This is a genomic window from Rhodococcus sp. HNM0569 (genome assembly GCF_012726205.1).
In the GTDB taxonomy this organism is placed as follows: domain Bacteria; phylum Actinomycetota; class Actinomycetes; order Mycobacteriales; family Mycobacteriaceae; genus Rhodococcus_F.
The window spans coordinates 108,621-134,429 of the sequence record NZ_JAASAE010000004.1 but is presented as its reverse complement, the minus strand read 5'-3'; the positions used below and the strand labels follow the sequence as shown (position 1 = coordinate 134,429).

The following is a 25,809-nucleotide window of genomic DNA, read 5'->3' as shown; positions in this document are numbered from 1 at the left end:
CCTAATTACCGCCTATGAACCCACCCGGCGAAATGTCCACTTCGCCGGAGCGGGCCCGGCCGCCGCCCCGTCGGTTCGATAGGTTAGCCTCCCCTTACTCGCCCCTCTGCTCCACCTCCGGTCAAGGAGTCTCGATGCCCCCGGTCCTTCACCTCGTCCAGCGCCCCGTATCGCCGTCGGAAGACACGGCACGCATCGCCGTCCGCGATGTGTACGACCTCGACGCGCTCGACCTCGACGCGTTCGCGGGCGTCATGATCGGCGGGGCGTGCGATCAGCGCTTCCTCGGTGCTCGCACCGACCGCCTGTCGGAGTGGGTTCGTGCGGGCGGACGACTCCTCGTCAACGGCCATCCGCTCGAGCGGTTCGTCGACGGCATGCCGAAACACCGCAAGCTCGACTTCCACAGCACTCGCGATCTCTGGCTCACCGCCGTGGGCGCACACCCGATCTGGGACGGAGTCGACCGCCGGGACGTGCTCTTCAACACCGGGGTCCCGGGGCAGCACACCTTCGAAGACCTCGAGCGCGTCGGCGTCGCCGGCTTCTACGCGCACGCGTACCTCGTCGACCTGCCCGAGGACGCCGTCGTGATCACCGGAATCGGTCAAGGGCGGCTGCCGGTCGACGCGTCCTACCCGCTCGGTAGCGGCGAGGTGATCGTCCACCTGGGCAACGACCTGCTCTCCTTCACGCGCCCCGGCACGAGCGCCGCGGACATGGGCGAGCGCACTCTCGCCTACCTCGAGGGTGCCCGGGTGTTGCAGGAGGCCGCGCGATGAGCCGCGTCGCGTTCGTCCACACCGGCAGCTTCTTCCACCTCGCCGACCTGCGCGATCCGGCGGTGCGGGCGATGGATGTGACCGACGTGTACGCGCCCGATCTGCAGCCGGGCGGACTCGACGGATACGACGCCGTCTACGTCGCCGCCCGGTTGCACCCGGGTGTGCTCGCACGCATCGCGCCGATCCTCGTCGGCTTCCTCGACGCCGACGGCGTACGGATGTACGTCGACGGCGAGAACTCCGTCGGCGACTGGCTGCCCGGCACCACCGAAACGCGCCGCGGAACGAACTTCTGGGCGTGGCGGATCGGCGAAGACGTCGGACGCCGCTCGGTCAATCGCGACCACCCGTTCTGGGACGGACTGGCCGACGACGCGGTGCACTGGCACTATCACGGCGTACTCACCCATCCCGAGGCGGCCGTCCCCCTGGTGCGGCTCGAGGAGTTGCCGGACTCCGACGCCGTCGCGGACCCGTGGGGTCTCCCGTATCGGGCGATCCCCGGCCAGAGCAACACACTGATGTACTACGACGCCGACACCTTCGGCGCCGAGCTCGTCGTCAGCACGATGGATGCGTCCTACCATCACGGTTCGGGGTTCATGCCGGGCGCCACGCAGTTGATGTACCGGATGCTGCACTGGCTGCGGGCCGCGCCCGCCGTCCCCGATGCGGGCGGCGGTGGCGGCGCGAGCGAGGACGACTCGACCAGCCCGTAGGCTGACCTGCGCTCACCACACATTATGGCTTTGGGTAGCCTTCCCTCATGCCGAAACTCTGGTCGCGCGCGGGAGTGGTTCTCCTCGCCGCCGCATTCCTGACCTCCTGTGGGACAAACAGTTCCACCGACCAAGCCGCGGGAAACGCGGACGTCGCGACCGGAGGGCAACAGTTCAGCACCGCAGACGCCGAGACCGCCAAGCTCGGCAGCGACGCCGAGCCCGGCGTTTTCCCTCGGACTGTCACCCACGCGCTCGGAGAGACCGTCATCGAGGCCAAGCCCCAGCGAGTGGTCGTCCTCGACGGCGGTGAACTCGACGACGTCCTCTCACTCGGGATGACTCCGGTCGGCTTGGCCAGCCCGGAAAGCGCGGCAGGCCAACCGTCGTACCTGGCGGACAAGCTCGACGGCGTCGCCGATGTCGGCACCATCAACAACCTGAACCTCGAAGCCATCACCGCACTCGAACCCGATCTGATCCTGGGCAGCAAACTCCGCGCGGACAAGCTCTACCCCCAACTGTCGTCGATCGCGCCGACCGTCTTCGGCATCCGCCCGGGATTCCCGTGGAAGGAGAACTTTCTCCTCGTCGCCGATGCGCTCGGCGAGGAGGAGAAGGCGGAACAGACGCTCAACTCCTACCAGCAGCGCGCCGACGAGGTCCGCTCCGCGATCGACGGCACGCCGTCGATTTCGCTGGTGCGCTTCATGTCGGGCAAGATCCGCCTCTACGGCAATCTGTCGTTCATCGGCGTCATCCTCGACGACGTCGGCCTGCCCCGCCCGGCGCTGCAGGACGTCGACGAACTCGCCGTCGAGATCAGCCCCGAGACCATCACCGAAGCCGACGGTGACCACATCTTCTACTCCAGCTACGGCCGCCCCGAAGACACCGGAGAATCCGCGATCGTCGGCGGGCAGATGTGGAACCAGATCCCCGCGGTGCGCGACGGACGAGTCACACACGTCAGCGACGAAACGTGGTTCCTCGCACTCGGCCCCACGGGAGCCATGCTCGTCCTCGACGACCTGCAGACGATGCTGGGCCACTGAGGGGGCTCCCCAAGTGACGCCGCGCAACGCATCGCGGCTCAGGCCGAGCGATCGAGCAGCGCCGTCACACGGTGACGTAGGTCGTCCACGGAGAGGTGCGGTTCGTCGAGTGCGACGACCGACCGGTCGCCTGCCCGCAACAGCCCCAGCAGGATGTGCTCAGGCTCGATCGTTTTCTCCTTGCGCGCAAGGGTTTCGCGCAAGGACAGTTGCAGAGCCTTCTTCGCCGCACCGGTGAACGGGACGTGGCCGGTGCGGCGCGAGAACCAGCCGCGGCTCGCCTCGGGCGTGGCGCGATCGAGGGCGTCCGCGCCGAATGTCTCGTCGATGCTGTCGCGTACGGCATCGAGCTCCGTCTCGCGCGCCTCGGACTGTGCCTGTACGACCGCGGATCGTGCTGCGGCGCTGAATCGCTCGAACATTTGACGTCCTCCCGGTCGTGAACGACCAGGATTCCTACAGCGGCACGTCGTGCCGCTTCGGTCGGTTCCTGTTTCACCGGGACCTGCCTTCCGCTACGCGGCAGGGCTTACGGTCCCTCCACAGGCGTTTAACCTCTCCGCACGTCCTGCGGCGAGAATGTTCTTCGCAGCGTTGATGTCGCGGTCGTGGACCGCACCACACGCTGCACACGTCCACTCTCGAATCGAGAGCGGCTTCGGCCCGTCGACCACTCCACACGCCGAGCACGTCTGGGACGACGGGAACCAGCGGTCGATCTTCACGAAGGTCCGCCCATATCGTGCGGCTTTCTCCTCGAGCATGCGGGTGAACATGCTCCATCCGGCGTCGTGTACCGACTTCGCCAACCGTGTTCGCGCCAACCCGGACACCGCCAGGTCTTCGACGTACACCGCTTGGTTGTCGCGGATGATCGCCGTGGACTGCTGGTGCGCGAAGTTGCGACGCGAATCGGCCACCGTGGCGTGTGCCTTGGCGGCACGCAGGCGCGCCTTGGCCCGGTTGTTGCTGCCCTTCTCCTTGCGGGAGAGGGTCTGCTGAGCCTTGCGGAACGTGCGTTCCGCACGCCGCAGAAACCTCGGCGAGTCGACGACCCTCCCGTCCGAGAGCACCGCAAACGTGGCCAGACCCAAGTCGATACCCACTTCGGAATCGACCTCCGGCAGCGGAGCCTGGTCGACCTCGACGACGAACGAGGCGAAATACCGGCCCGCCGAATCCTTGATGATCGTCACCGACGACGGGTCGGACGGCAGATCCCTCGACCACGCCACCTTCAGCTCGCCGACCTTCGCGACATACAGCTTCCGGTTCGGCCGGATCGAGAATCCGTTGCGCGTGAGCCGGAGCGCCTGCTGGTTGTCCTTGCGGGACCGGAACCGCGGCGCCCCGACCTTGCGGCCCTTACGCTTCCCCGACATCGAGTCGAACCAGTTCCGGTACGCGCGCCGAGCGTCCTGGCACGCCTGCACCAACACCACCGACGCCACCTCGGAAAGCCACACCCACTCCGGGGCCCTCTTCGCCTCGGTGACCACCCGCTTCTGCACATCGGTATCCGAGAGCCTCACCCCGGCCGCATACGCATCCTGCCGGGCACGCAGCGCATCGTTGAACACCCCCCGCGCACACCCGAACGACCGCGCCAGCATGTCCTGCTGGCCCGGCGTCGGATAGACGCGGAACTGGTATCGCAGCTGCACAGCAGGACCATAGCCACTACCACCGACATGATTGATGCACCAACCCGGCCCTGAAGGACCGGGCTTGCCCGCTACCTTGTCCGGTCACTTCCTCCGGCTGTATTTCTGGTGGACCGCTTGCTTGCTCACCTCGAGCGCGTCCGCGATCGCCTGCCACGACCAGCCTTGCTCCGTCAAGAACAATTGACGGCATGGAGGCGAGCGGTACGGATTCTGCCCCCGGCTCCGATCGGAGCCGGGGGCAGAGGAATGTTCGGAGCCGAACGTCAGACGAGGGCCACCCACGCGAAGGCTGCCGCCGCGACGAGCACCGCACCGGTCAGCGTCTGCACGCGCCGATCGACGACGCACATCGCCGACAGGAAGCCGGGCATCGACCCACCGCGACGCGTGTGCACGATCGCAAGCAGGCTCGGCATGCACCGGCCGAGGCTCACGAGCGTGAACAGCGCGGCACCGAGCGCGGGCGATCCGACCGCGACGACGCCGAGCGCGAGCAGGTAGTAGGCGCTCGAACGGATGAAGATCACGAAGCCCGGCCCGATCATCGCACCGAACAGCAGTGACACCTTCCACGGCTCCATCGACCGCCGCAGGTGCCGGGGCAGCTGGCGCCGGCGCATCGGCGTCGGCATGGTCACGAAGCCGAGTTCGTGCAGCCCGTACGCGAGGGCGAGCGCGCCCCACACGCCGAGGGCCCACGGGAGCGGCAGCGCGCCTGCCGCGAGCATCCCGAGCACGCCAAGCAGAGCTCCGGTCGGTGCGCCCGTCGCGACAGACCCGAGCGCGTGCCAGCCGAGCCGGCGCACCGGCGTCGACGAGCCCTTCCGCCCAGGCTGTTTGGGCGCCGCGACGACGCCCGCGACCGACATGCCGCAGGTCGACCAGTTGGCGGCGAGCGCGGTCACCGCCCCGGCCGTGACGACGACCGTGGCCAACGCCGTGCCGAAGGCGGGTGCCGCGACCGCGGCGACCCCGCCCCCGACGACGGCCGCGGCGGCCACGAGCCCGGCCCGCGCGGGCACCGAGACGGCGCGCGCGAGTGTCGGGCGGATCTGCGGAAGATCCGTGTCGAGCGGCGCGTGCGCGAGCACCGGCTCGCGCACGCCTGCCTCGAGGTGAGTCACCATTGCAATTCCTCCATCTCTGAGAACGCTTCCTTCAGCTGGCGGTCACCGTGACGGTGCCGACCATGTACGGGTGCACCGAGCACGAGTACTCGTAGGTGCCGGCCTCGTGGAATGTGTGCGCGAACGTGCCGTCTCCCGTGATGCCGCTGTCGAACTCGTCCCTCGTACCGCCGTCGGCCCCACCGACCGACCGCACATGGTGCAGCACTCCCCCGTCCTCGAACCGCCATTCGACGGTGCCGCCGGCAGGGATCGTGACGTGGTGCGGCGTGAACGCGACATTGCCGATCACGATCGTCGCGTCGGCTGCGCTGTCCGTGGAGCCGCACGCAGCGGGACACGTGACCAGAGCGAACAGAACTGTCGCACACAGCAACCGGCGCATCGGCTATTCGACCACGATGGTGCCGACCATCATCGGGTGCGGCGTGCAGTGGTAGTCGAAGGTGCCTGCCTCGTCGAAGGTGTACTCGAAGGTGCCTTCCGTGAGCAGTTCACTCTTCAACGTGCCTTCGAGTGCGCCCTCGCCCACGACGTCGTGCGGCAGTCCGCCGTCGTCGAAATGCCACTGCACCGTCTGGCCCTTCTCGATCGTGACCTGCGCTGGGCTGTATGCCATGTCCTTGACCTCGATGACGACGGCGGGCTCCGACGACGCGTCGCTCGCGCCGCCACACGCGGTGAGACTCACGGCGGCGAGCAGTCCGACGACGAGGGCGAGCAGCTTCTTCATGGTGATCCTCTCAACGGACGTACCGCAGGTTCGCGGTCATTCCGGCTTCGAAGTGGTAGGCGTTGTGGCAGTGGAACATCCACTCACCGGGGTTGTCGGCGTCGAACTCGATCGCGAGGCTGGTGCCGGGCAGGACGTTCACGGTGTCGCGGCGCAGTCCGCCGTACTCGGGCACCGCGAAGGTGTGCCCGTGCGTGTGCATCGGATGCCACATGGTGGTGGAGTTGGTCATCGTGATCCGTACGCGTTCCCCAGGTTTCATCACGAGCGCGCCGGCGTCGGCACCGGCCATGCCCCACACGTAGCGGTCGCCCGCCTGAATGAGCTCGACCTGGTAGTCCCGATCGGCTGTCCGCTGCGGCAGCAGGGTTCTCGTCGCGGGTCGCAGCGCGTTCTCGGCGAGCAAACGGCCGTTCAGTTCGCCCACGACGCCGCCGACGTCGGGGTCGCGCATCGGCGCGGCATCGTGCGTGCGCAGCACCGTCGATGCGTAGCCGTCGCGGCCCTCGACCTTCGCGATCACGGGCCACGCACCAGATTTCGCGGTGACGAGCACGTCGTAACGCTGTGCCATACCGACGATCAACGTGTCGGCCGTCGCGGGTTCGGTGTCGAAACCGTCGGCGGCGATCACGGTCATCTCGTGTCCGGCGATCGCGAACCGGTACGGCGTCTCGGCGGCCGCGTTGACGATGCGCAGGCGTACCCGCTGCCCGGGTGCGACGACGACCGGTGCCGGATCGTTCGGTGGACGCCCGTTGATCAAATGCAGCGGGTACGCGATGTGCTGGGTCATGCCGCCGAGCGCGTCCGACGACCCGTGCCCCTGCGACACGAGGGACTGCGCCGTCGCGGCGTCGCCCGGTGTGTGCTCGGCGACGCCGGCGCTCCCGCCGTGGCCGGCGTGGCCACCGGCGATTGCCGGGTTGAGCGCCGTGAGCACCGCGTCCGGCGTCGTGCCGAGACCGTCCACCCAGTCGTCGAGCACGAGCACCGCGTCGACGTCGGCGCCCGACGCGTCGTCGGGATCCTCGACGACGAGCGCGCCGAACATCCCCCGGTCGGCCTGCAACCCGCTGTGCGAGTGGTACCAGTGCGTGCCGGGATCGGGAACGACGAAGCCGTAGTCGAATGTGCTGCCGGGGGTGATCGCGGCCTGCGTGACGGGCGCCGCGCCGTCCATGTCGTTACGGATGCGGATGCCGTGCCAGTGCATCGTCGTGTCCTGCTCGAGCGCGTTGGCGACGGCGACCTCGAGCCGGTCGTTCTTCTTCAGTCGGAGCTCCGGGCCGACGGCCTCGCCGCCGAGTGCCCAGGTGTTCACGAGCCGGCCACCGAGATCGACCGTCGCGACACCGGCCGACAGCGCGAACGCCGCCGTCGTCCCGTTCCACGCACGAGCGGCCTCGGCCGCGGCCACCTCGGGGTCGGTCGGCGAGATGTAGTCGAGTTCGGCCGCGTGCTCGCCGGATGCCTCCGACGAGCACGCGACACTGCCGAACCCCACGGCGCCGAGCCCGAGCGCCCCGGCTCCGAACGAGCCGAGCTTCAGGAACCGGCGCCGGCTGAGCACCGACCCGGTATCGGGTCGGCTCATCCGATCACCTCGGGCGTAATCAGGGTGCCGAAGTCCTCGACACCGCCCGACACGTCGACCGAACTGACCTGCTCGCCCGTCTCGGCGGACACTCCGACGATCTTCTGACCCGACTCGCCGTCCACCTCCGGACCACCACCGAGCACGTAGAGCGTCGCGCCGTCGAGCGAGAACGCCATCGACTCGATGCTCGTGAGACCGAGCGTGGGCAGGTCGAGCGTCTTGACGGGCGCGAAGTCCGTGGCGCTGCGCAGTTCGATCTTCGCGATGTCGCCTGCGCGTGCCGACTCGGGATGCACGACGCTGTCGGTGTATTCGATCGCGATGCGCGTGCCCGAGTTGTCGATCGCATTGCCCGCGAACCGCCCGCCGTCCTGGCCCGCATTGCCGATCGGCCGCACCTCGCTGCCGGGTAGACCGTTCGCGAAGTCGAAGACGTAGACGTCGCCGTTGGCCCCGACGAGCAGGCCCTTGTCCACGTCCGCGGCCCACGTGACCTTGCGCGCGCTCACGAAGTCGGCGGGCAGCACCTTCGCGCGCGTCGTCTCGGTGGGCACGCCCGCGTCGTCGATCGAGATCTGCACGAGTTCGCGCGTGTCCTCGCACACGCTGTAGAGCTCGTGGCCGACCATCCAGGTGAACGGACCGCACCCGACGAGTTGCAGTGCGCCGCTTTCCTTCTTCGCGGCCAGGTCGACGACACGCACGCCGTACAGACCGTCGTCCCAGGTCACGAAGTACTTGCCGTCGGATGTGACGGCGTGCGAGCCGTCGCGCGAGTGCACACGCGCATAATCCGGCAGCAAGGCCTCGGCCGGTTCGAGCAGGTTGCCCGAGTACGTGCTGACCGTGAAGTCGGCCGCACCGCGCGAGCCACGGGGGCGCCACACCTCGGCGGCGAGTACGGCGGGATCACTCGACGTCTCGCCGACGAAGCCGTGGATCACCGGGTCCCAGATCCCGGGGCCGACGACCACGCGACTGCCCGCGACGCCCGTCGCGGGGTCGATCACGTTGACGCCGAGTTCGAGCTTGCCGAAACCTCCTGCCACGGCGAGCAGTTCGTTCGGCTTGATCGGATCGATCTCGCCGGTGTGCACCGTCTCGGGGATCGTGTCGCTGATCGGCTGGTCGTCGTGGCCCAGCGCGGTGTCCTCGCCGGGCGGCACGACCGGGACGGTTTCGTAGGTGACCTCGCCCGGTGCGGACGGGTCGTCGCTCGACGAGCTGCACCCCGCGAGGACGAGAGCGATGCTGATCGGGACCGCGACGGCAGCGGCGGGCCGCGCGAAACGCGTGCGCGAGAGACTCATGCGCCCGCCCCCACCTTGGGCCGGGCCGCCGGACGCGTCTGGCAGTCCTCGCCGATGATCGGCGCCATCGTGCACGTGTAGGCCTGCGACTCGTCGGAGACGCACCAGATGATCTCCTGGTCGTAGCTGCCTGCGACCGGGTTGTACATGATGGCCTGCATGTCGGGCTCACCGCAGAACGCGTTCGAGCACGACGGCGCACCGCAGCAGTCGTAGTAGGCGATCAGATAGGTCTTGCCGGTGTCCGGATTGGTACAGCAGCCCACCCAGAACTCCGCGCCGGGCTTGCTGCCGGGCGCACACGTGGTGACGCCGCCGCCGTTGCATGCCGCGCACGACGTGCCGTCCATGTTGCACCAGCGCCAGTACTCGCATTCGGCGGGATCGTTGCCGTCGAACGTGATGAACTGCGGGTCGCCGCCGGGCGCCGGGGCCGGCGGCGCCTCCTGTGCGAACGCGGTGCGCGTCACGGGCAGCGAACCGATCATCGCGACACCCGACACGCCCATCGTCCATCGACCGATGCGGCTGATCATCGAACGGCGTGAAACCCGTTCGGACATCCGGCGACTCGCGCGGCTCGCGAGGCTGCCGCCCTTGCCGGCCATCCAGGCGGACTGCTCCTCGACGGTGTCCTGGTCCACCGGATATCGGTTCTCGTACATCTCCGGCTGGTCGTACGCAGGCTTGTCGTCCAACTCTTTCTCTCCCGTCGTGAGTGGTGGAAACCCGTGAGTGGTGGAACGGTCGGTCAGACCGCGGCGCTCGCGCGGGCCTTCGCCGAGTCGTGCAGATGCTGCAGCGACGGCGTGCCCGATTCGAGTGCGTTGAGGAGGCTTTCGACCTGGGCCATGTGGTTGCACAGCCCCTTGCCGCGGATCTTGCCGTGCGCGTCGAGGATCACGCCGTAGGGCGTCGTGCCCACCTGGTAGGCGATGCCGACGTCGCGGGCGTCGACATAGCTCAGTTCGTCGCCGATGCTGCTGCCCGCCAGGAACTCCCGGTGCTCGTCGGCCGTGCCGTCGGACACGATGACGACCTCGAGATCCTTCTCGGCCTTGGCCATCGCACGCACCCCGGGCAGCAGGCTCTTGCACGTCGAGCACGTCGGCGCGGTGAAGAGCAACAGTTGCGGCTTGTCGCGGTGTCCGCCCACGCCGACCGAGCGGCCCACGTGGTCGGTGAGACCGCGGAAGGACGGGCCCGCCTGCTCGATCTTGGGGCCGGTGTCCATCATCCGAGCCCCGAGGGGGCCGAGACGCACCTGGACGCGGCCGATCTCGCGTGCGAGCGCGAGCACCATCAGGAACAGCACCGCGACTGCGACGATCAGCACGACGATTGCGACGAGAAGGAATGTCTCCATGAGTAAAGGACCTACCTGTGTTCGGGGACTGCTGTGTCCGGGCCGGCGGTGAACTCGTGAATGCGGGTCACGGCGCGTAGCGCGAGAGTGTGGAGGCGGCGCGCAGTTCGATCGACGCGCGCGACAGGTGCTCGTCGACGGGCCTGCGGCCGAGGTGCACCACTGCGCGCAACTGCGCAGCGGCCAGCACGCCGGCCAGTACGGTCGCCGCCAGAACAGCGCCCGCCGCGGTGTCGGCGGCCGTCGTCGCTGCCGGTGCGGAGACGACGAGCACGAGCGACACGAGCGCCAGGGCCGCCGCGCGCGCCGCGTGGAACCAGCCGATGCGTGGCGCCTCGCCATGCTGCGCGAACGCGAAACAGCCGCAGTCGAGTTCGGTGCGTCCACGCGCGAGGTTCGCGGTGAGGCCGACGAAGAACGCGACGAACAAGGCCGCGGCCGCTGCGCCTGCGGCCCGGTCGGCCACCCCGCACACGAGCAGCGCGCCGACGACGGTCTCCGCCCAGGGCAGCACCCGCGCCGTCGCGCGTTCGAGCGGGGACGGCAGGAGCCGGTAGCCCCGCACGGCGCGGAGCACCGCGTCGTGGTCGCGGATCTTGGGGACGCCGGCTGCCAACAGGGTGCCGCCGACGAGCGACGCGACGAACGACCAGATCATGCGCGCTCCTCCTGTGGTCTCGGTGTGATGTCCGCGCCCGGAGGCACGGTGTGTTGCTGCCGACCAAGAGTGCTGCGCGATTGCGTCGCGCCTGCGTCGCTCACGCAACGACCGTGTGCACCCCGAACGGGAATCCGCGTAACGGCGGATCTCGTCGTGTCGGTGCAGGTGGCGGCCGCCCTCCGTGCATCCGAGCCGGGCCACGTCGGCGCGATCAGGTGTGTACGGACACACATCGCGCCGACCGGATTCCCACTTGGAATGCACATGTTGTTCGCACCGGTAACCACCGCGTAACACCGCGGCGCTAGTTTTCGTCCGCACCGATGGTTCGAAGAGAGAGGCGGCGATGTCGTGACTACCGCGCTCCTGGCCGCGATCGCCCGTTCGCACGACGCCGCGCCCGCGCACGCGCCGGTGCGCTCGCCGCTGCACGCACTCGGCAGGCGGCAGTTGTCGCCGATCGACCTGCTGGGGCAATCACTCTCGACGATCGCTCCTGCGACGGGCATGGTCTTCATCGCGCTGTGGATGTCGACCTACCGGCCGGGGATCGTCGGTGTCGCCGCGATCGCGGGCACCACCGCGGTCGTCGTGATGGTCGCGGTATGCATCGCCCAGTTCACGCGCCGGCTCGCCGCGGCCGGCTCGCTCTACAGCTTCGTCGGGCAGGGGCTCGGCGTGCGGGCGACTCTCGCCGTCGGTGCCGCACTCGTGCTCGGCTATCTGGGCATCTCGATCTCGGTGCTGGCGCAAGCCGCGCACAGCCTGCTCACGCTTGGCGCGCTCGTCACGGGAGACGGCCGGCCCGGCACCGCTGCCTGGCTCGCGACGATCGTGCTGCTCGCGGGCGTCGTCGGCGTCGTCACGGTGCGCGGCGTCCGGTTCGCGACGCGCTCGATTCTCGTGATCGAAAGCTGTTCGCTCGCTTTACTGGTCACGCTGATGATCGCCGCCCCGGTTGCGGCTACCGACGCGCCCTCCACCGTGCCCGACGCCCCGGTGAGCGTGCTCCCCTTCCTGGCCATGCTGACAGTGCTGTCGATGGCCGGATTCGAGAGCGCGGCCTTCTTCGGGCCCGAGTCGAAACGGCCGCTCGTGACGGTCACACGCACCGTGCTCGTGTCGCCGATCGTCGTCGGGGCACTGTTCGTGTTCGCGGCGTGGGCCGCGATGTCCGGTCGCGGTGCGTTCGTCGTCGACGCGTACTTCGAGGGCACAGCCTCCGGGGCGAGCGCGGGCGTCGTGTTCGCGGTCCAGTTCGGTATGACGTGCTCGTGGTTCGCGTCGACGCTCGGGTGCGCACAGGCCGGCTCGCGACTGCTGTACTCGATGGGCCTCGAAGGCGTACTGCCGCGGCGCCTTTCCCGGGTACAGCCCAGGTTCCGCACACCGCACGTCGCGGTCGTCGCCTTCGTCGCCGCGGGGTGCGCCGGAGCGTCGTGTTATGCGCTCGCCGCACATGCGAACTCGGACACCTACGACGGCGTCGTCGAGGTCGGTCTCGTCGCCGCCTACACCCTCGTGGCCGCCGCGTCGCTCCACTTCCTCTCGCGGATCGGCGAGTCGACGGTCCTTACTCGCGTCGTCGCGGCGTTCGTCACCGCGGTGGGCACCGGACTGCTCGTGTTCATTGCGGTCGACAGTGCGGTGCATCGCGCATGGGCGGTACCGCTCTCGATCGTCGCGGTCGGAGCGTCGGGCGTCGTGTGGCGCCGGGTACTGCAGCGTGTGCGGCCGCGCAGCCTCGACTCGGTGGGAGTGTTCGACTCGGTGGAGACCACCGACCTGCTGCCCGGATCGGGCACGATCGTCCTCGACGACTCGGGCCGGGCGCGCATCGTCGCGGATCCGCACGATCCCCTCGCGGGAGGTGACGCGCCGCGGTGAGCCAACGAACGACAGCGCCGCATCCGGCGCATTTCAGTGGCCGGCAGCCGCACGCCGTGCAGAAGGCGCTCGGGCTGCTCGAGGCCGTCGCCCATCTCGGCCCGGGAACGAGCGCGAAGGAGATCGCCCGCTTCACCGACATCGCACCCACCACTGCCTATCGCATGCTCAACCTGCTCGTCGCGGACGGATTCCTCGTGCGCGTACCCGACCTGTCGGGCTTCGCACTCGGCAGGCGCACCGCCGAGCTCGCGCACGCGGCGGCCGAGACCAGCCCGTCGGCGTCGTTGCACGAGATCGTCGAGGAACTGCGCGACCACACCCGGTTCGGGATCCACGTCGCGTCGTTCGCGGGCGGGCGGCTCCGCTTCGTCGACCACGACCCGGACCACGAGATCATCGCGATCAACCTGCTGCCGAAGAACCTGCACGCGAACGCGCTCGGCAAGATCATGCTGGCGCTCGTGTCCGGCCACGCGCCGGAGCCGACGCTTCCCCGGCTCACCGATTTCACGATCGTCGACCACGACGCGCTGCGCACCGAACTGCAGGGCGTCGCATTCCGCGGGTTCGCGTACGAGCATCAGGAGACGCGGCTGGGCCGCGCCGCGCTTGCGGTACCGGTGCGCGACGAGGCCGCCTTCGTGGTGGGCGGGCTGTATCTGCAGGGATCGGCCGAGCGGGTGCGCGGCGACGACGACGAACTCGTGCGCTTCCTGGTCGACGGGTCCGCGCGGCTCGCGGGGCTCGTATGACCCGCGACCGGCGCTCGCCGGACCTGCTTCAGAGGAACTTGCTGAACTGGTTGTTCGCCCGTTGCATCACGAACTCGTACGGCGGCGCGAACTTGCGGGCCCACCAGTAGCCGAAGCGCACGTCGAAGGACGTGTAGACGAGAAAGCGGTTCTTCTCGAGGCCCCGCAGGATGCAGTCGGCCACGTGCTCGGGTGTCACGGCCCGCTTTTCGAACAGCGACACGAACTTGCGCACGCGGGGGTCCTCGCGGTCGACTCCCGCGATCTCGACGGTGCCCACGAGCGGAGTGCGGACCGCACCGGGGACCACGAGGCTCACGCCGATGCCGTGGCGCGCGAGATCGAAGCGCAGCACCTCGGACACACCGCGCAGACCGAACTTGCTCGCGCTGTAGGCCGCGTGCCACGGCAGCGCGAGCAGCCCCGCCGCGGACGACACGTTGACCAGGTGGCCGCCGCGCCCGGCCGCGACCATCGGCGGCACGAACGTCTCGATGACGTGGATCGGCCCCATGAGGTTGACGTCCACCATCTTCTTCCAGTGGCGGTGCTCGAGATTCTCGACAGTGCCCCACGCCGACACCCCCGCGACGTTCATCACGACGTCGAGGCTGCCGAACTGCCGATGGACGTCGTCGCCCCACGCGCGCACCGCGTCGTAGTCGGAGATGTCGAACGCCTGTGCCGACGCCACGGTGCCCCCGGCCTTGTCGATCGAGGCGACCGTGTCGGCGAGGCCGACGGTGTCGACGTCGGTGACGAACAGTTCGGCGCCTTGCGCCGCGGCGGCGAGTGCGGTGGCGCGTCCGATACCGCTGCCTGCCCCCGTCACCAGGACTTTGCGCCCCGTCAAGACCTGCTGTCGTGCTGAACCCTGTCGTCCGAGGATCGGGCGCGCCATCGGCTTCCCCCTGTCGCGAGTGTCGGCAGTCCGGCGCCCGGCCCGTCCGATCGCGTGCGGGCGAGGCCGCCGGTACGGGCGAGTGTACGGACACGCGCAAGCCCTCTCGGGGACGTCGACACGTACTCGAGGGATCGGCTCGCTCGGAGTCGTCGGGCCGCGATCAGGGTCGCAGCGTCATCTCGTGCTGGTAGTTGCGCACGGTGCCCTCGAGCAGTTCGGCCTCGGCGTCGTCGCCGCGCCGATGTGCCCGAGACGCGCGGTCGCGCAGGATCGCGATCGCGCGACGCAGCTCGGCATCGCTCATCTTGTGCTCCATGTCACAATGATGCCAGGGGTCCCGGTCGCTCGCCAGGGCGGAAAACCCACGGACCTGGACAATCGTCCGATAGCCAGGCATTCCCCCGAGCCGCGGGGCAGCGCTGCTCGGATAGCTAATGTTGGGTAATTTGCCTCGAATATCCAGTACAACGCTGGTCGATGAGGTATGCCTCGGCCGCGAGATCGCCCCACTCCTCAGCCAAATCGGGCCGAGTTTCTCCCGGTTGTACGCGTTGCTCCCACCCACGTACAGACGATGACGCACGGCTCATTCGGCGCGGAGGCAGCTTCGGTTCGACGGCGCGCACGTTCCCGCGAATCGGTACGCGGAAGGCCGAAAATGGTGCGACCGTCGAGTTATTGGTGGGCTAATTCGTGATACGGTTTCTGTACCGAGGTCAGTCCTCGCAAGGCGCGGTGTGCAGGGTCAGCACCAACTTGACGACGAGAGGAACACGGCGGCTCACGATGGCAAGCTTTGCAGAGCGTTTGAACACACTCTTCGAGACCGTGCACCCGCCAGGTCGCAAGCCGCACACCAACGCCGAGGTCGCGGCCGCGCTCATCGCCGACGGCCACCAGATCTCCAAGCCCTACATCTCGCAACTGCGTTCCGGGCAGCGCACCAACCCGTCCGACGAAACTGTCGCGGCGTTCGCGCGCTTCTTCAAGGTCAAGCCCGACTACTTCTTCAACGACGTCTACGCGGCCAAGATCGACCACGATCTCGAACTTCTGTCACAACTCCAGGGGTACGGCCTGCGCCGGCTGTCGAGCCGCGCGTTCGACCTGTCGGAGGAATCGCAGAATCTCCTCACCACGATGGCCGAGAAGCTCCGCGCCAGCGAGGGCCTACCCGAGGTTCCGCCCGACGCGTCGCGCTGACGAGTTCCGCAACTATGGATGCGACTGTCGACAGCCGACTGCGAACAGCAACGAGGGGCGGCGCTCACACCCATCACAGATGCCGCTAGCATCTCCCGCGACGAAACAACGGAACTGCAGTTGGCATGCGCACTGGGGGGTGACCTGAAATCAGCTTTCGGCGTCCTCTCCTGCGTGTCGCCCTCGCCGCCGGGGCTGCCTACGGCGTTCTCGCGTTGGTCCCATATCTCGCGAATGTCGGACCTCAAGGTCCTGACGAGTCCGATACTGCCGAACTCCATGATGCGCTCGGCACACCCCCGTCGGGCGCACACTCAGCTACCGCACTACCCCCGCCTGCAGGTTTTCCTTCGCTGAGTCTTCCCCCGGAAATCGAAGCGGGCCCGAACGAGCCACAACCGATCGCGACGAGATTCGGGCTCACCTACGATGCCCCCGCTCATTGGGAGACGAGGCACGGCGCGACCGCCGGTTGGGCCGACACCAGTTACGGGAGTATCAGCCGATACGGAGCCGGATACTGCGAGGCCGAGGATGGATCCCGCCTCGGGCTAACCGGTACCACTGGAAAAAACGCCATTGATCTTGATTCGGCCGCTCGCTCGGAGATCGCGAGGGTCGAACGCATCTTCTCGGACGAACTAGGCAACAAGCCGACCGTCCGTACATCGGATCCCATCGCATTCGAGGTCAGCGGACGCGCGGCTATCCGCTACACCGCGACAGTCACGCAGATCCCCTCCGACAGCCCGTGCGACCCGCCCTCCGCGCAGTTCGACGTCGTCGCCACGTCGGGGTATGCGACGGCCGAGGTCATGGTGTTGATCGTCGAGATGCACCAAGACCTCCCTGATGCACCCGATCCACACGACGCCGACGCAATAATCTCATCTCTGCGGGCAAGTTGAGTTCTGACCGAACGATAACGGGGGGTTTCGATGACGAGTGGCGCCTTCGAAGTGCGGGCCGACGAAGTGGCCGGCGTCGCAGTTCTCGCGACGGAGGTTGGAGAAGATTCGGAAGCCGCTGCCAGGTTCTGCCATGAGCAGACGCAGCCTTTCGGCGATTTCGGTGGCGATATTATGCAGCTCCTGTTGACACCTCTGACCGCGGCAAGCGATTTCACGCATGATCGCATGCTGGGTCTGGCGGGCACCAACAGCAGGATGGGCGTCGAGCTAAACCGCGCAGCCTGGATGTATGTCGACCAGGACAACCGTAACTACGACGCGTTGAACGCGCATGCCGAAGCGGCGATACTCAATCCCGGACAGTATGGGTCGACTACACCGGCACCAGGGCCAGCTGAGAGCTTTCCCGACCCAGCCCGCTACGTACTCCCGGACAAGATCAACCTTGGTGAGCCCGAGACGGCTGCCGAGGACATCCGCCGTCTGATCGCGGATTCCGCAGGGTGGCTCGGCGACGTCGACGACGCGATCAAAGCTGCAACCAACTGGAGTCCCCTCGAGCAAGTCATCAAGCCGATCAGCGGCAACTGGAACGAGTTGAAGCGCATCGGTGATGCGTACAAGATAGCGGGCGAAGCGTTCGACAAGTCCGCGAAGAACCTCGAGGCCGGGGCAAAACAGGTTAGCGACCACTGGAACGGCAAAGCCGCGAGCGCCTTTCAAAACTATGCGCAGCTTCAGATCGAAGCAATGAAGTGGGAGGCGCCTGTTGGTCGAGTGATCAAAGCAGCGCTCGATAGGGTAGCCGAGGAAATCAAAAGCGCTGCGGTCGAAGCGATCACGAATCTGAAGGAGATGCTCGAGGATGAGGTGCGAGTCAACGACGCGTGGGATCTGCTCAAGTTCGCTGTAAAGAAGATCCCGGTCATTGGCAACGCCGCACAAGTTGCGTCGATACTGAAAATCATCCACGACGTCGCCGAACGTGTCATGAAGCTGGTCGACAAAATCCGCGAGGTAGTTGACGCGCTGAAGAGTTTCCTCGGAACACTCGCATCACCGAGCGGACACTTCAACGAGGTCTCCGAGAGCACACTCGCACCCATCACGGACAAGGTCACGAACATGAAGAAGAAGGCCGAACTGATACGAGATGTGAAGAATGCCCTCGACGCAGAAGGCCCAGCAAACAAGCCCACTAACGACTTCTCGGTCGGCGAAGGCTCAGATCCGTGGGCGGGGGCGGTATGAGCACCGATGTGCCGCCTTTTCTTCAATCATCGTTCGACCGAATCATGGGTGCCGCAGATGACCTCGCTACTGCCCGCATACAGGCTGCAAAGCAGCGATCAGGGGACTGGGACATGCGGACCGTCATCGACGACGCGTTCATGGATCGACTCGCTGAGTCACCGGTCGCATCGGACCAACTGAAAGCATATGCGGCCCGGGTCGCAGCAGGCGAATGCACTTGGCCCCAAATCGATACGAAGGTCACAACGCTTCCGCCGGAGATTCCTGAACTTCGAGACTCGCCCCAGTTCCGCTGGTTTCCATATTTCAGTCCGAAGGCACCTGAGCCAACGGAAGACCAGTGGGATGAGCCGTACAGAATCAAGTGGGAATGACCGGATGCCGACGAAGGAGCAACCATGATCCAGCTACGGTCGCAAGTAGCCAGGCGACTGTCGAATGTGACCGCGGCGGGGCTCGTGACCCTCGCGTTCGCTTCCGGCTGCGCCCAGTCCGACTCACCCGATGTCGGGTCAGAGCCACCATCGTCGCCCGGAGCGACACCATCTGCAGTGGACGCGAAGGTGTCGCCCGCCTTCGAGGGAGTAGATCCATGTGAGCTGGTCCCCACCGCAGATGTGGCCGAAGCGGTCGGCGTTGCGGAGATCGAAGCTGAGCGCTCACCACAGGATTCACCTGACATCATCGGCTGCGACTGGGGCGGATTCGGCGAGGGCAGCGCCAGCCTCGCGTTCATGCTCGACGGCGATATGGGAGTCGACTACCAGCCGATCGGTGATGCCGGCGGCCGGGAAATCAAACTGATGACCGGCGCGGCCGACAACTGCACGGTTCAGGTCCGCTACACCAACGACCGAACGATGCTCGTCGGGGTCGTACCGACCAAACAAAGCCAGCCCTCATCGTCAGGAGACCCGAACAGGAAGTGGTGTGACCAAGCGGTCGCCCTTGCCCGTACGGCAGATTCGAATCTCGGGTGGGAATAGCCGCTAGCCGCATTGCCTGAGACCGGGCGGGCGGCGCAGGGATTGACTGCAGTCGCGGGACGCATCTTCTGGCCCCGACTTGTCGGCCCGGCACTGCAGCACATGATGACGCCGCACCCGCCGTGGGGTGCGGCGTCACCCGATACTTGTCAGACATCCGAATGTGAACTAGGTTCACCGTCATGCCGAGTCTCTCGCTTCTCCTTCCGCGCCGCGGCGGGGCCTGTCACGACCGGCACCCCGTCGCGGGTTAGGCGCGTGTGCCGGTCGGACGTCCCGACATCGGAAGGCACGACATGAACACCACTCCCCGCTCCTCTCGCTGGAATCGGCAGCGGCCGTCCGCGATGCCGTCGCACCGCTACCGTTCGATCTTCGATCGGGTCACGGTGCCCGAGTTCGACCGTGCGTGGCCGTCCGCGCGGATCACCCACGCGCCGTTGTGGGTCCCCGTCGATCTGCGCGACGGCAACCAGGCTCTCGCCGAGCCGATGGATCCCGCGCGCAAGGCGCGCTTCTTCCGACTCATGGTCGACATGGGGTACACCGAGATCGAGATCGGGTATCCGTCCGCGTCGCGCACCGACTACGACTTCGTGCGCGCCCTCGCCGCCGACGAGACGCTGCCCGACGACGTGGCTCTCGTCGTGTTCACGCCCGCCCGAGCCGATCTGATCGATCGCACCATCGAATCGGTTCGCGGACTGCGTAATCCCGTCGTCGTACACATGTACGCTGCGACGGCGCCGACGTGGCGCGACACCGTGCTCGGCGTGTCCCGCGCCGAGCTGACCGACATGGTGGTCGCGGGCGCCACTCGCATTCTCGACGCGACACGAGGCATGCCCGACGTCCGCTTCCAGTTCTCCCCCGAGGTCTTCAACCTCACCGAACCCGACGTCGTCCTCGACCTGTGCGATCGCATGACGACGCTGTGGGACGCGAGCCCCGATCGGCCGGTGACGCTGAATCTTCCTGCCACGGTGGAGGTTGCGACCCCGAATGTGTACGCCGACCAGATCGAGTACATGGACCGCAATCTGGCACGACGCGACGGCGTCGTGCTGTCCGTCCACCCGCACAACGACCGCGGCACGGGCGTCGCGTGCGCCGAACTCGCGGTGCTCGCCGGCGCACAGCGCATCGAAGGGTGCCTGCTCGGCAACGGCGAACGCACGGGCAATGTCGACCTCGTGACCCTCGCGCTGAATCTGCACGCACAGGGCGTCGATCCGATGATCGACTTCTCCGACATCGACGAGGTGCGCCGCATGGTCGAGCAGTGCACCCGGCTGCCCGTGCACGAACGTCACCCGTACGCAGGCGATCTCGTCTACACGGCATTCTCCGGCACTCACCAGGACGCGATCCGCAAAGGTTTCGCTGCACATGCGAAGAGCGCGGCCGACGCGGGGGTGTCCGAGGACGACGCGCCGTGGAACGTGCCGTACCTGCCGATCGATCCCGCCGACGTGGGCCGCGGGTACGACGCCGTCGTACGCGTGAACTCGCAGTCCGGCAAGGGCGGCATCGCATACGTCCTCGAGGAGAACTACGGCATCTCACTGCCGCGGCCGGTGCAGATCGAGCTCGCCCGCATCGTCCAACGTCACACCGACGAAACCGGACACGAGGCGGACGCGGCGACCTTGCTGGCCCTGCTCACCGAGCATTTCGCGGACGACGACCGCGTCCCCCTCGACCACCACCCTGATTCGAAAGGTGTTCGCGCAGATAGCAACCGGTGACACTGCCGTCGTCCTGCGCGACGGCGTCGGGGGTGCCCGTGGCCACGATGCGGCCACCCTCGACGCCCCCCGACGGACCCATGTCGATCACGTAGTCGGCGTTCGCGATGACGTCCAGGTCGTGCTCGATGACCACGACGGTGCCGCCCTGGTCGAGCAGTCGCTGCAGTACGCCGATCAGCGTGCGCACATCGAGCGGATGCAGGCCGACGGTGGGCTCGTCGAGGACGAACAGGGTGGCCCCCTGCCGCCGGTCGAGTTCGGACACCAGCTTGAGGCGCTGCGCCTCGCCGCCGGACAGGGCAGGCGTCGCCTCCCCCAGGGTGAGGTAGCCGAGGCCGACGTCGAGGAAGGTCGTGAGCCGGGTCCACACCTTCTTCAGGTCGCGCACGTGGTCGATCGCTTCCGCGATCGTCATCGTGAGCAGTTGCGGCAGCGCCACATCGCCGTCGCCGGTCGCGGACGGGCGCCGGAATCGGTCGGCGTTCGGTCCGTACCGGGTGCCCTCGCAGTCGGGGCAGGTGATGTCGACGTCGGGCAGGAACTGGACGTCGAGCGAGATCTGACCGGTTCCGTCGCAGCGCGGGCAACGCAGCGACCCCGTGTTGTACGAGAAGTCGCCCGCCGTCATGCCTGCGTCACGGGCTGTTCCGAGTCGCGCGTAGGCGCGGCGCAATTCGTCGAGCACGCCCGAATAGGTGGCGACGGTCGAGCGGACGTTGACCCCGATGGGCGTCGCGTCGACCATGTCGACACGTTCGATGCCGTCGGCGTCGAGCTCCGCCACGTGCGCGGGCAACCCCGTGTCGCGCCCGACGGCGTGCAAGGCGGGAACGAGGCTGTCGAGCACGAGGGTCGTCTTGCCCGATCCGGACACGCCGGTGACGACGGTGAGCCGGCCGCGGGGGATCTCGACGTCGAGCGCGTGCACGGTGTGGATCGGCTCGGTGCGCAGCCGGAGAACGCCCTGCGCGAACAACTCCCGTTCGGTCGCGCGCTCGCGCACCAGCACGTCCTCGCGGCCGGCGAGGAACCCACCGATCAGCGACTGCGGGTCGGCGGCGAGGTCGGCGACGGTGCCTTCCGCGACGACGGTGCCACCCTGCCGACCCGAGCCCGGTCCGATCTCGATCAGCCGATCGGCCTCGCGCAGCACCTGCACGTCGTGGTCGACCATGACGACCGAGTTGCCCTCCGCGAGCAGATCTTCGATCACACCTTGCAGACCGTGCACGTTCGTCGGGTGCAGACCGATCGACGGCTCGTCGAGGACGTACAGCACGCCGGTCGTCTCGTTGCGCACCGCACGCGCGAGCTGCACGCGCTGGCGTTCCCCCGTCGAGAGCGTGGACCCCGCGCGGTCGAGAGACAGATAGCCGAGCCCGAGTTCGAGGAGCCGTCGCGCCATGCCCTGCAGCGTGTCGACGAGGCTCTTCGCCATCGCGTGCATGTCGTCGGGCAGTGTGTCGACGACAGTCGGCGCCCACGCGGTGACGTCGTCGAGCGTCTTGGCCGTCACGTCCGCGAGACCGTCGTCGCCGATCCTCGGCGCGCGTGCCGCCGGCGACAGGCGAGTGCCGTGACAGTCCGGGCACGTGCGTTCGGTGAGGAAGCGCCGCACTCGCGCGAGCCGCTTCTCGTCCTGCGCGCGCTCGAGCTCCTTGGTGACGGTGAGCCGCGCGTTGCGGAAGGTGAAGTCGAGCTCGTGGACGCCGTTCTTCGTGGTGACGGTGATGTGCTTCTTCTCTTCGGGGCCACCGAGCACGGTGTTCTTCTCGCGCCGGGTGAGTGTGCGCCACGGGACGTCCGTGCGGACACCGAACTCGCGCGCGATCTGCGGTTGGACGTTGAAGCCGAACATCTGCCACGGCACGATCGCGCCGTCGTCGATCGACATGTCCGGGTCGCGGATCAGCGACGTGTCGTCGACCTCGCGGACCGTGCCGGTGCCCTCGCACGTGGGGCACGCACCGGCCGAGTTGAAGGCGAGCGCCTCGGCGCCCGGGCCGTAGAACTCGACCCCGCACACCGGGCACACGATGAGTTCCTCGAGCGCGACCTTCAGGGTCGGTTCCTGCCGGTGGCCGTTCGGACACACGTGCCGCGCGAGCCGCGAGAACATCAGCCGCACGACGTTGAGCAGTTCCGTCGACGTCCCGAAGGTGGACCGCACGCCGGGAATCCCGGGGCGCTGCCGCAGCGCGAGCGCGGCGGGCACGTGCCTGACCCGGTCGACCTCGGCGCGCGGGGCCTGGGACATCCGGCGCCTGGTGTAGGTGGACAGCGCCTCGATGTAGCGGCGCGAGCCCTCGGCATACAGGACGCCCATCGCGAGCGACGACTTGCCCGACCCCGACACCCCCGCGATCCCCACGAGCGCCGCGAGCGGCACGTCGACGTCGATGTTCTTCAGGTTGTGGACGCGCGCACCGCGCACCTCGATCGCCGACGGTTCGTGGCGGGTGCGGCGGGCCAAGACGGTCTCCTCACGGCCGAGAACGGGGCGCCCTCCATCCTCCCCCGTGCGTGAAAAGAGCGTGCGGGGACTCGCAAAGTGCTCACGAGGGGTCAGCCGCGCGCCGCGAGTTCTTCGTAGGCGGCAACGAGGTCGATCCGCAACCATCCGCCGTCAGGGCCCGCGACGTCGAGCGGATATCCGGCGTCGATCGCGGTCTCGCGCAGAACGTCGAGCCGTTCCGCGTCGGTCAGGTCCGGGGCCGCGTGGCGCAACAGCACGGCGGCGGACGGCGGAATGTCGTTGACCAGGTCGGGGTTCGACCGCTCGAACCCGTAGGTCAGGCGGTCGCGGTAGAGCTCCGCGTCGGTCGACGCGGCGGAGTCGGCGAGCGGCCCTCCCGTCTCCGCTTCGAGCAGTCCCCGCAGCTCGACCCCGGCGGCGTCGACCAGTCGAGCGAACGCGGGATCCGCGAGTCGATCGACGGCCGCCGCCTGCCCCATGATGCGTCCGCCCATGACGTCGAGTGGATAGTGCACCCCGAGCACGACGCGACTGTGCCCGATGGCCGACGCGCGGGTGAGCAGCTGCGGCGCGAACTCGGGCAGCATGTCCGCGAGGAGCAGCGCCGTCCAGTACCCCTGGCTGGTGTGACCCGACGGGTACGACCCGGTGCCTGCGGTGTCCCCGTACGGGTCGGCGCCCCCGCTCACCCCGTCGCCGTGATAGCGCACGATGCGCTCGGGCGCGACGTCGAACGGCCGTGGATTGCTCCAGTACTGCTTTTCCACGAGCGTCGAGTTCGCGAGGAGACCCGCCCGGGCGAGATACCCGTCGAGCAGGGATTCGACCTTGGGCAGCCGGCCGTCGGCCAACGCCTCGCGGAAGACGCTGGCGAGGCGCTCGCCGAACGCATCAGCGAGGGAGTCGAGCCGAGCGTGGTTGTCGTCGTAGAGCGCCTGCGCCTGCGTCGCCTCGTCGGCGGAGTTGTTGATCGCCACGGTGTGCTCGAGGTTGCGGTCCATGATGTCCGGGCGGCTGTCCCGCAACGCGGTGAAGCCGTCGAGGACTCCGATGTAGGTGCCACGGGCAGGAAGATCGGACGGGTACGGGCCGACGAGCTCGCCGAGTTCGAACGGCGCCGGTGCGGGCGGCTGGGCGAACGCCACCGGCGCGGTGAGCCCCACCGTCATCGCCCCCGCGACGGCGAGCACGGCCATTCCTCGACGCACACTCATTCGGCAACCTTTCGCTCGATCCACGCGGACACCTGGGCAGTCAAGCTGCCGAAAGCATCGCAGAAGCAACTCGTCGGTGAACAGCGATCGGCAACCTGCGTGTCCGCCGCTGTGCGCGAAAAGAGCGTGCGGGGACTCGCAAAGTGCTCACGAGGGGGGGAATGACGAAACCCCCGCTCCGGATCATCCGGAACGGGGGTTTCGTACTGGTGGAGCTGAGGGGAATCGAACCCCTGACCTTCTCGATGCGAACGAGACGCGCTACCAACTGCGCCACAGCCCCTTTGCCCTGCAGACGTCGCCCTTACGAGCTCAGCCCTTTCGGACGCTGGCAACTGTAGCAGGCCCACTCGGCGCGCTCCTAATCGGCTGCCTGCAGCAACGTTCGGTCACTCCCCGGCGGCGCGCCGCATCGGGAAATCGGGCGCGCGGTCGTCGTAGAACTCGACGTCACCGTCGTCGTAGGCGTACTCGTATCCGTACTCGTACTCGACCCCGTCGAGGTGGTCGAAGACCGGATCCTCGTCGTCGAGCTCGAGCACCGTGGCACCCGGCCTGCGCAGGCGCGGCGGGGTGACATTGAGTTCGTCGTCGACATGGGATTCGACGCCGAGCCGCGAACGCTCGAGCCGGGCGAGCCGGCGGCGCCGGATGTCCTGCTCGATGCGCACCTGACGGCGAAGGTAGGTGAGATAGCCGACCAGACCGAGCGCCGACGCGACGAACGTGAGCCACAGCAACGGCGCGGTGACGAGCGAGAGAGCCGCGGTCATGATCGTCGCGAACACCAACGCAAGCACCGCGCGCTGACGGAATGCGTACCGCGCACGCTGAGCGAGGGCGTCGGCCTCGGGGTCGAATCCACCACGGCCGCGTCGCGGTGGCGGCAGATAGTCCTCGATCGGGCCGCGCTCGCCGTAGGCGTCGCGGTCTTCGAAATCCTGTTCGTCGACGTCGTAGTCGTCGAGTGCGTCGTCTGCGCGAGTGTCCACGAGGTCCTCCTCGTCGTCGCGGGCATGGTTCCGACCGAACGCGATGCGGCCAGGTGCAGGTTCCGAATCCCATGCGGGCTCCGGTTGCCAGTTCGGGTCGCTGCGATGCCCGGCGGCCGGTCCACGCAGTACACGGCGCGAATCGCCGCGGTGCAGGACGCGGGTGGCGAGCGCAGCGTCGCTCGTCTGACGGATGCGCGGGCGCTTGCTGGCGAGCATCGGCACGAGGACGAACAGCCACACGGCCACCAGCCCGATCAAGAGAACCGAGTTCGGCATGCCGCCACCTCCCCACATCCGTCTACCAGCATCGACAGCGCCATCAGCCTCTTCGAGGCTAACGGCGCGGACGGCGACATCCTCGCAGACTCGCCGACACGAGAATACTCATGTGTCACATCAGTAACATCTGGAATTGTGACGGAAGTTGCGACAGAGTGCACGGAAGCACGG

Annotated in this window: 25 protein-coding genes, 1 tRNA gene and 1 pseudogene; 10 read left to right on the top strand and 17 right to left on the bottom strand. The window is 67.8% G+C overall.

Going from position 1 to position 25,809, the window contains the following annotated elements:
* Positions 1-134 precede the first annotated feature (134 nt).
* Genes HCA44_RS07565 through HCA44_RS07555 form a run of 3 tightly spaced genes read left to right on the top strand, consistent with a single transcriptional unit; the run spans position 135 to position 2,559 of the window.
* On the top strand, positions 135-782 hold the full coding sequence (locus HCA44_RS07565) for a hypothetical protein (protein WP_169647932.1): 648 nt from the start codon (positions 135-137) through the stop codon (positions 780-782).
* Entirely contained in the window at positions 779-1,504 is a 726-nt protein-coding gene (locus HCA44_RS07560; RefSeq protein WP_169647931.1) for a hypothetical protein, read from the top strand. Before HCA44_RS07565 ends, HCA44_RS07560 begins: the two co-directional genes overlap by 4 nt.
* A gap of 47 nt (positions 1,505-1,551) precedes the next feature.
* Entirely contained in the window at positions 1,552-2,559 is a 1,008-nt protein-coding gene (locus HCA44_RS07555; protein WP_169647930.1) for an iron-siderophore ABC transporter substrate-binding protein, read from the top strand.
* 38 nt (positions 2,560-2,597) lie between these two features.
* Here HCA44_RS07555 and HCA44_RS07550 read toward each other — a convergent pair whose 3' ends face one another.
* The 11 genes and pseudogenes from HCA44_RS07550 to HCA44_RS07500 all read right to left on the bottom strand — a co-directional run bounded on the left by HCA44_RS07550 (position 2,598) and on the right by HCA44_RS07500 (position 11,020).
* Positions 2,598-2,981 (bottom strand): hypothetical protein, encoded by a 384-nt coding sequence (locus HCA44_RS07550; RefSeq protein WP_169647929.1) that lies wholly within the window; start codon positions 2,979-2,981, stop codon positions 2,598-2,600.
* A 93-nt stretch (positions 2,982-3,074) separates the two neighbouring features.
* Entirely contained in the window at positions 3,075-4,223 is a 1,149-nt protein-coding gene (locus tag HCA44_RS07545; RefSeq protein ID WP_169647928.1) for an RNA-guided endonuclease TnpB family protein, read from the bottom strand.
* A gap of 84 nt (positions 4,224-4,307) precedes the next feature.
* A pseudogene (locus HCA44_RS20950) lies at positions 4,308-4,394 on the bottom strand (helix-turn-helix domain-containing protein); the annotation flags it as partial.
* Positions 4,395-4,489: 95 nt separating this feature from the next.
* A complete protein-coding gene (locus HCA44_RS07535) occupies positions 4,490-5,353 on the bottom strand; it encodes a methylamine utilization protein (RefSeq protein ID WP_169647927.1) in 864 nt (287 codons plus the stop codon).
* 31 nt (positions 5,354-5,384) lie between these two features.
* Positions 5,385-5,738, bottom strand: coding sequence for a plastocyanin/azurin family copper-binding protein (locus tag HCA44_RS07530; protein ID WP_169647926.1), 354 nt, complete (start codon positions 5,736-5,738; stop codon positions 5,385-5,387).
* Between the two features lie 3 nt (positions 5,739-5,741).
* Positions 5,742-6,086, bottom strand: coding sequence for a plastocyanin/azurin family copper-binding protein (locus tag HCA44_RS07525; RefSeq protein WP_169647925.1), 345 nt, complete (start codon positions 6,084-6,086; stop codon positions 5,742-5,744).
* Positions 6,087-6,096: 10 nt separating this feature from the next.
* Entirely contained in the window at positions 6,097-7,683 is a 1,587-nt protein-coding gene (locus HCA44_RS07520) for a multicopper oxidase family protein (RefSeq protein WP_169647924.1), read from the bottom strand.
* Positions 7,680-8,996, bottom strand: coding sequence for a hypothetical protein (locus HCA44_RS07515; protein ID WP_169647923.1), 1,317 nt, complete (start codon positions 8,994-8,996; stop codon positions 7,680-7,682). Before HCA44_RS07515 ends, HCA44_RS07520 begins: the two co-directional genes overlap by 4 nt.
* Entirely contained in the window at positions 8,993-9,661 is a 669-nt protein-coding gene (locus tag HCA44_RS07510) for a methylamine dehydrogenase light chain (RefSeq protein WP_169648094.1), read from the bottom strand. Before HCA44_RS07510 ends, HCA44_RS07515 begins: the two co-directional genes overlap by 4 nt.
* A gap of 86 nt (positions 9,662-9,747) precedes the next feature.
* Entirely contained in the window at positions 9,748-10,362 is a 615-nt protein-coding gene (locus HCA44_RS07505; RefSeq protein WP_169647922.1) for a redoxin domain-containing protein, read from the bottom strand.
* 67 nt (positions 10,363-10,429) lie between these two features.
* Positions 10,430-11,020, bottom strand: coding sequence for a MauE/DoxX family redox-associated membrane protein (locus HCA44_RS07500; protein ID WP_169647921.1), 591 nt, complete (start codon positions 11,018-11,020; stop codon positions 10,430-10,432).
* Positions 11,021-11,374: 354 nt separating this feature from the next.
* Between HCA44_RS07500 and HCA44_RS07495 the strand changes: the two genes are divergently transcribed.
* Positions 11,375-12,910, top strand: a complete 1,536-nt coding sequence (locus HCA44_RS07495) for an APC family permease (protein WP_169647920.1) — start codon at positions 11,375-11,377, stop codon at positions 12,908-12,910.
* Positions 12,907-13,665 (top strand): IclR family transcriptional regulator C-terminal domain-containing protein, encoded by a 759-nt coding sequence (locus tag HCA44_RS07490; protein ID WP_169647919.1) that lies wholly within the window; start codon positions 12,907-12,909, stop codon positions 13,663-13,665. Before HCA44_RS07495 ends, HCA44_RS07490 begins: the two co-directional genes overlap by 4 nt.
* A gap of 28 nt (positions 13,666-13,693) precedes the next feature.
* On the opposite strand, the gene HCA44_RS07485 is transcribed toward HCA44_RS07490, so the two are convergent.
* A complete protein-coding gene (locus HCA44_RS07485) occupies positions 13,694-14,566 on the bottom strand; it encodes an SDR family oxidoreductase (protein ID WP_169647918.1) in 873 nt (290 codons plus the stop codon).
* Between the two features lie 163 nt (positions 14,567-14,729).
* On the bottom strand, positions 14,730-14,873 hold the full coding sequence (locus HCA44_RS07480) for a hypothetical protein (RefSeq protein WP_169647812.1): 144 nt from the start codon (positions 14,871-14,873) through the stop codon (positions 14,730-14,732).
* A 482-nt stretch (positions 14,874-15,355) separates the two neighbouring features.
* On the opposite strand from HCA44_RS07480, the gene HCA44_RS07475 reads away from it, so the two are divergent.
* The 5 genes from HCA44_RS07475 (at position 15,356) to HCA44_RS07455 (ending at position 20,671) form a co-directional block, all read left to right on the top strand.
* Positions 15,356-15,772 carry a helix-turn-helix domain-containing protein gene (locus HCA44_RS07475; protein ID WP_169647917.1) on the top strand — a complete coding sequence of 139 codons (417 nt, stop codon included), beginning with the start codon at positions 15,356-15,358 and terminating at the stop codon, positions 15,770-15,772.
* 938 nt (positions 15,773-16,710) lie between these two features.
* The gene (locus HCA44_RS07470) at positions 16,711-17,934 is read left to right on the top strand and encodes a hypothetical protein (RefSeq protein ID WP_240945363.1); all 1,224 of its coding nucleotides are present in this window, start codon (positions 16,711-16,713) and stop codon (positions 17,932-17,934) included.
* Positions 17,931-18,311 (top strand): hypothetical protein, encoded by a 381-nt coding sequence (locus HCA44_RS07465; RefSeq protein WP_169647916.1) that lies wholly within the window; start codon positions 17,931-17,933, stop codon positions 18,309-18,311. The genes HCA44_RS07470 and HCA44_RS07465 overlap by 4 nt, the downstream gene beginning before the upstream one ends.
* A 24-nt stretch (positions 18,312-18,335) precedes the next feature.
* The gene (locus HCA44_RS07460) at positions 18,336-18,923 is read left to right on the top strand and encodes a DUF3558 family protein (protein WP_169647915.1); all 588 of its coding nucleotides are present in this window, start codon (positions 18,336-18,338) and stop codon (positions 18,921-18,923) included.
* Positions 18,924-19,219: 296 nt separating this feature from the next.
* Entirely contained in the window at positions 19,220-20,671 is a 1,452-nt protein-coding gene (locus HCA44_RS07455) for a 2-isopropylmalate synthase (RefSeq protein WP_240945362.1), read from the top strand.
* Here HCA44_RS07455 and HCA44_RS07450 read toward each other — a convergent pair.
* The 4 genes from HCA44_RS07450 to glpR all read right to left on the bottom strand — a co-directional run bounded on the left by HCA44_RS07450 (position 20,586) and on the right by glpR (position 25,635).
* Positions 20,586-23,147 (bottom strand): excinuclease ABC subunit UvrA, encoded by a 2,562-nt coding sequence (locus HCA44_RS07450; protein WP_206037855.1) that lies wholly within the window; start codon positions 23,145-23,147, stop codon positions 20,586-20,588. The genes HCA44_RS07455 and HCA44_RS07450 overlap by 86 nt on opposite strands.
* 92 nt (positions 23,148-23,239) lie before the next feature.
* The gene (locus HCA44_RS07445) at positions 23,240-24,364 is read right to left on the bottom strand and encodes a phosphatase PAP2 family protein (protein WP_169647913.1); all 1,125 of its coding nucleotides are present in this window, start codon (positions 24,362-24,364) and stop codon (positions 23,240-23,242) included.
* Positions 24,365-24,571: 207 nt separating this feature from the next.
* A tRNA-Ala gene (locus HCA44_RS07440) sits at positions 24,572-24,647 on the bottom strand.
* A 106-nt stretch (positions 24,648-24,753) separates the two neighbouring features.
* Positions 24,754-25,635: a gephyrin-like molybdotransferase receptor GlpR gene (gene glpR, locus HCA44_RS07435; RefSeq protein ID WP_169647912.1), complete on the bottom strand. Its 882-nt coding sequence runs from the start codon at positions 25,633-25,635 to the stop codon at positions 24,754-24,756.
* Positions 25,636-25,809: the final 174 nt, after the last annotated feature.

Bases quoted from the DNA above. Each gene is read 5' to 3' on its own strand.
- HCA44_RS07565 (WP_169647932.1), top strand. From the start codon at position 135: ATGCCCCCGGTCCTTCACCTCGTCCAGCGCCCCGTATCGCCGTCGGAA.
- HCA44_RS07560 (WP_169647931.1), top strand. From the start codon at position 779: ATGAGCCGCGTCGCGTTCGTCCACACCGGCAGCTTCTTCCACCTCGCC.
- HCA44_RS07555 (WP_169647930.1), top strand. From the start codon at position 1,552: ATGCCGAAACTCTGGTCGCGCGCGGGAGTGGTTCTCCTCGCCGCCGCA.
- HCA44_RS07550 (WP_169647929.1), bottom strand. From the start codon at position 2,981: ATGTTCGAGCGATTCAGCGCCGCAGCACGATCCGCGGTCGTACAGGCA.
- HCA44_RS07535 (WP_169647927.1), bottom strand. From the start codon at position 5,353: ATGGTGACTCACCTCGAGGCAGGCGTGCGCGAGCCGGTGCTCGCGCAC.
- HCA44_RS07530 (WP_169647926.1), bottom strand. From the start codon at position 5,738: ATGCGCCGGTTGCTGTGTGCGACAGTTCTGTTCGCTCTGGTCACGTGT.
- HCA44_RS07525 (WP_169647925.1), bottom strand. From the start codon at position 6,086: ATGAAGAAGCTGCTCGCCCTCGTCGTCGGACTGCTCGCCGCCGTGAGT.
- HCA44_RS07520 (WP_169647924.1), bottom strand. From the start codon at position 7,683: ATGAGCCGACCCGATACCGGGTCGGTGCTCAGCCGGCGCCGGTTCCTG.
- HCA44_RS07515 (WP_169647923.1), bottom strand. From the start codon at position 8,996: ATGAGTCTCTCGCGCACGCGTTTCGCGCGGCCCGCCGCTGCCGTCGCG.
- HCA44_RS07510 (WP_169648094.1), bottom strand. From the start codon at position 9,661: ATGTACGAGAACCGATATCCGGTGGACCAGGACACCGTCGAGGAGCAG.
- HCA44_RS07505 (WP_169647922.1), bottom strand. From the start codon at position 10,362: ATGGAGACATTCCTTCTCGTCGCAATCGTCGTGCTGATCGTCGCAGTC.
- HCA44_RS07500 (WP_169647921.1), bottom strand. From the start codon at position 11,020: ATGATCTGGTCGTTCGTCGCGTCGCTCGTCGGCGGCACCCTGTTGGCA.
- HCA44_RS07485 (WP_169647918.1), bottom strand. From the start codon at position 14,566: ATGGCGCGCCCGATCCTCGGACGACAGGGTTCAGCACGACAGCAGGTC.
- HCA44_RS07480 (WP_169647812.1), bottom strand. From the start codon at position 14,873: ATGAGCGATGCCGAGCTGCGTCGCGCGATCGCGATCCTGCGCGACCGC.
- HCA44_RS07475 (WP_169647917.1), top strand. From the start codon at position 15,356: ATGGCAAGCTTTGCAGAGCGTTTGAACACACTCTTCGAGACCGTGCAC.
- HCA44_RS07470 (WP_240945363.1), top strand. From the start codon at position 16,711: ATGACGAGTGGCGCCTTCGAAGTGCGGGCCGACGAAGTGGCCGGCGTC.
- HCA44_RS07465 (WP_169647916.1), top strand. From the start codon at position 17,931: ATGAGCACCGATGTGCCGCCTTTTCTTCAATCATCGTTCGACCGAATC.
- HCA44_RS07460 (WP_169647915.1), top strand. From the start codon at position 18,336: ATGATCCAGCTACGGTCGCAAGTAGCCAGGCGACTGTCGAATGTGACC.
- HCA44_RS07455 (WP_240945362.1), top strand. From the start codon at position 19,220: ATGAACACCACTCCCCGCTCCTCTCGCTGGAATCGGCAGCGGCCGTCC.
- HCA44_RS07445 (WP_169647913.1), bottom strand. From the start codon at position 24,364: ATGAGTGTGCGTCGAGGAATGGCCGTGCTCGCCGTCGCGGGGGCGATG.
- glpR (WP_169647912.1), bottom strand. From the start codon at position 25,635: ATGCCGAACTCGGTTCTCTTGATCGGGCTGGTGGCCGTGTGGCTGTTC.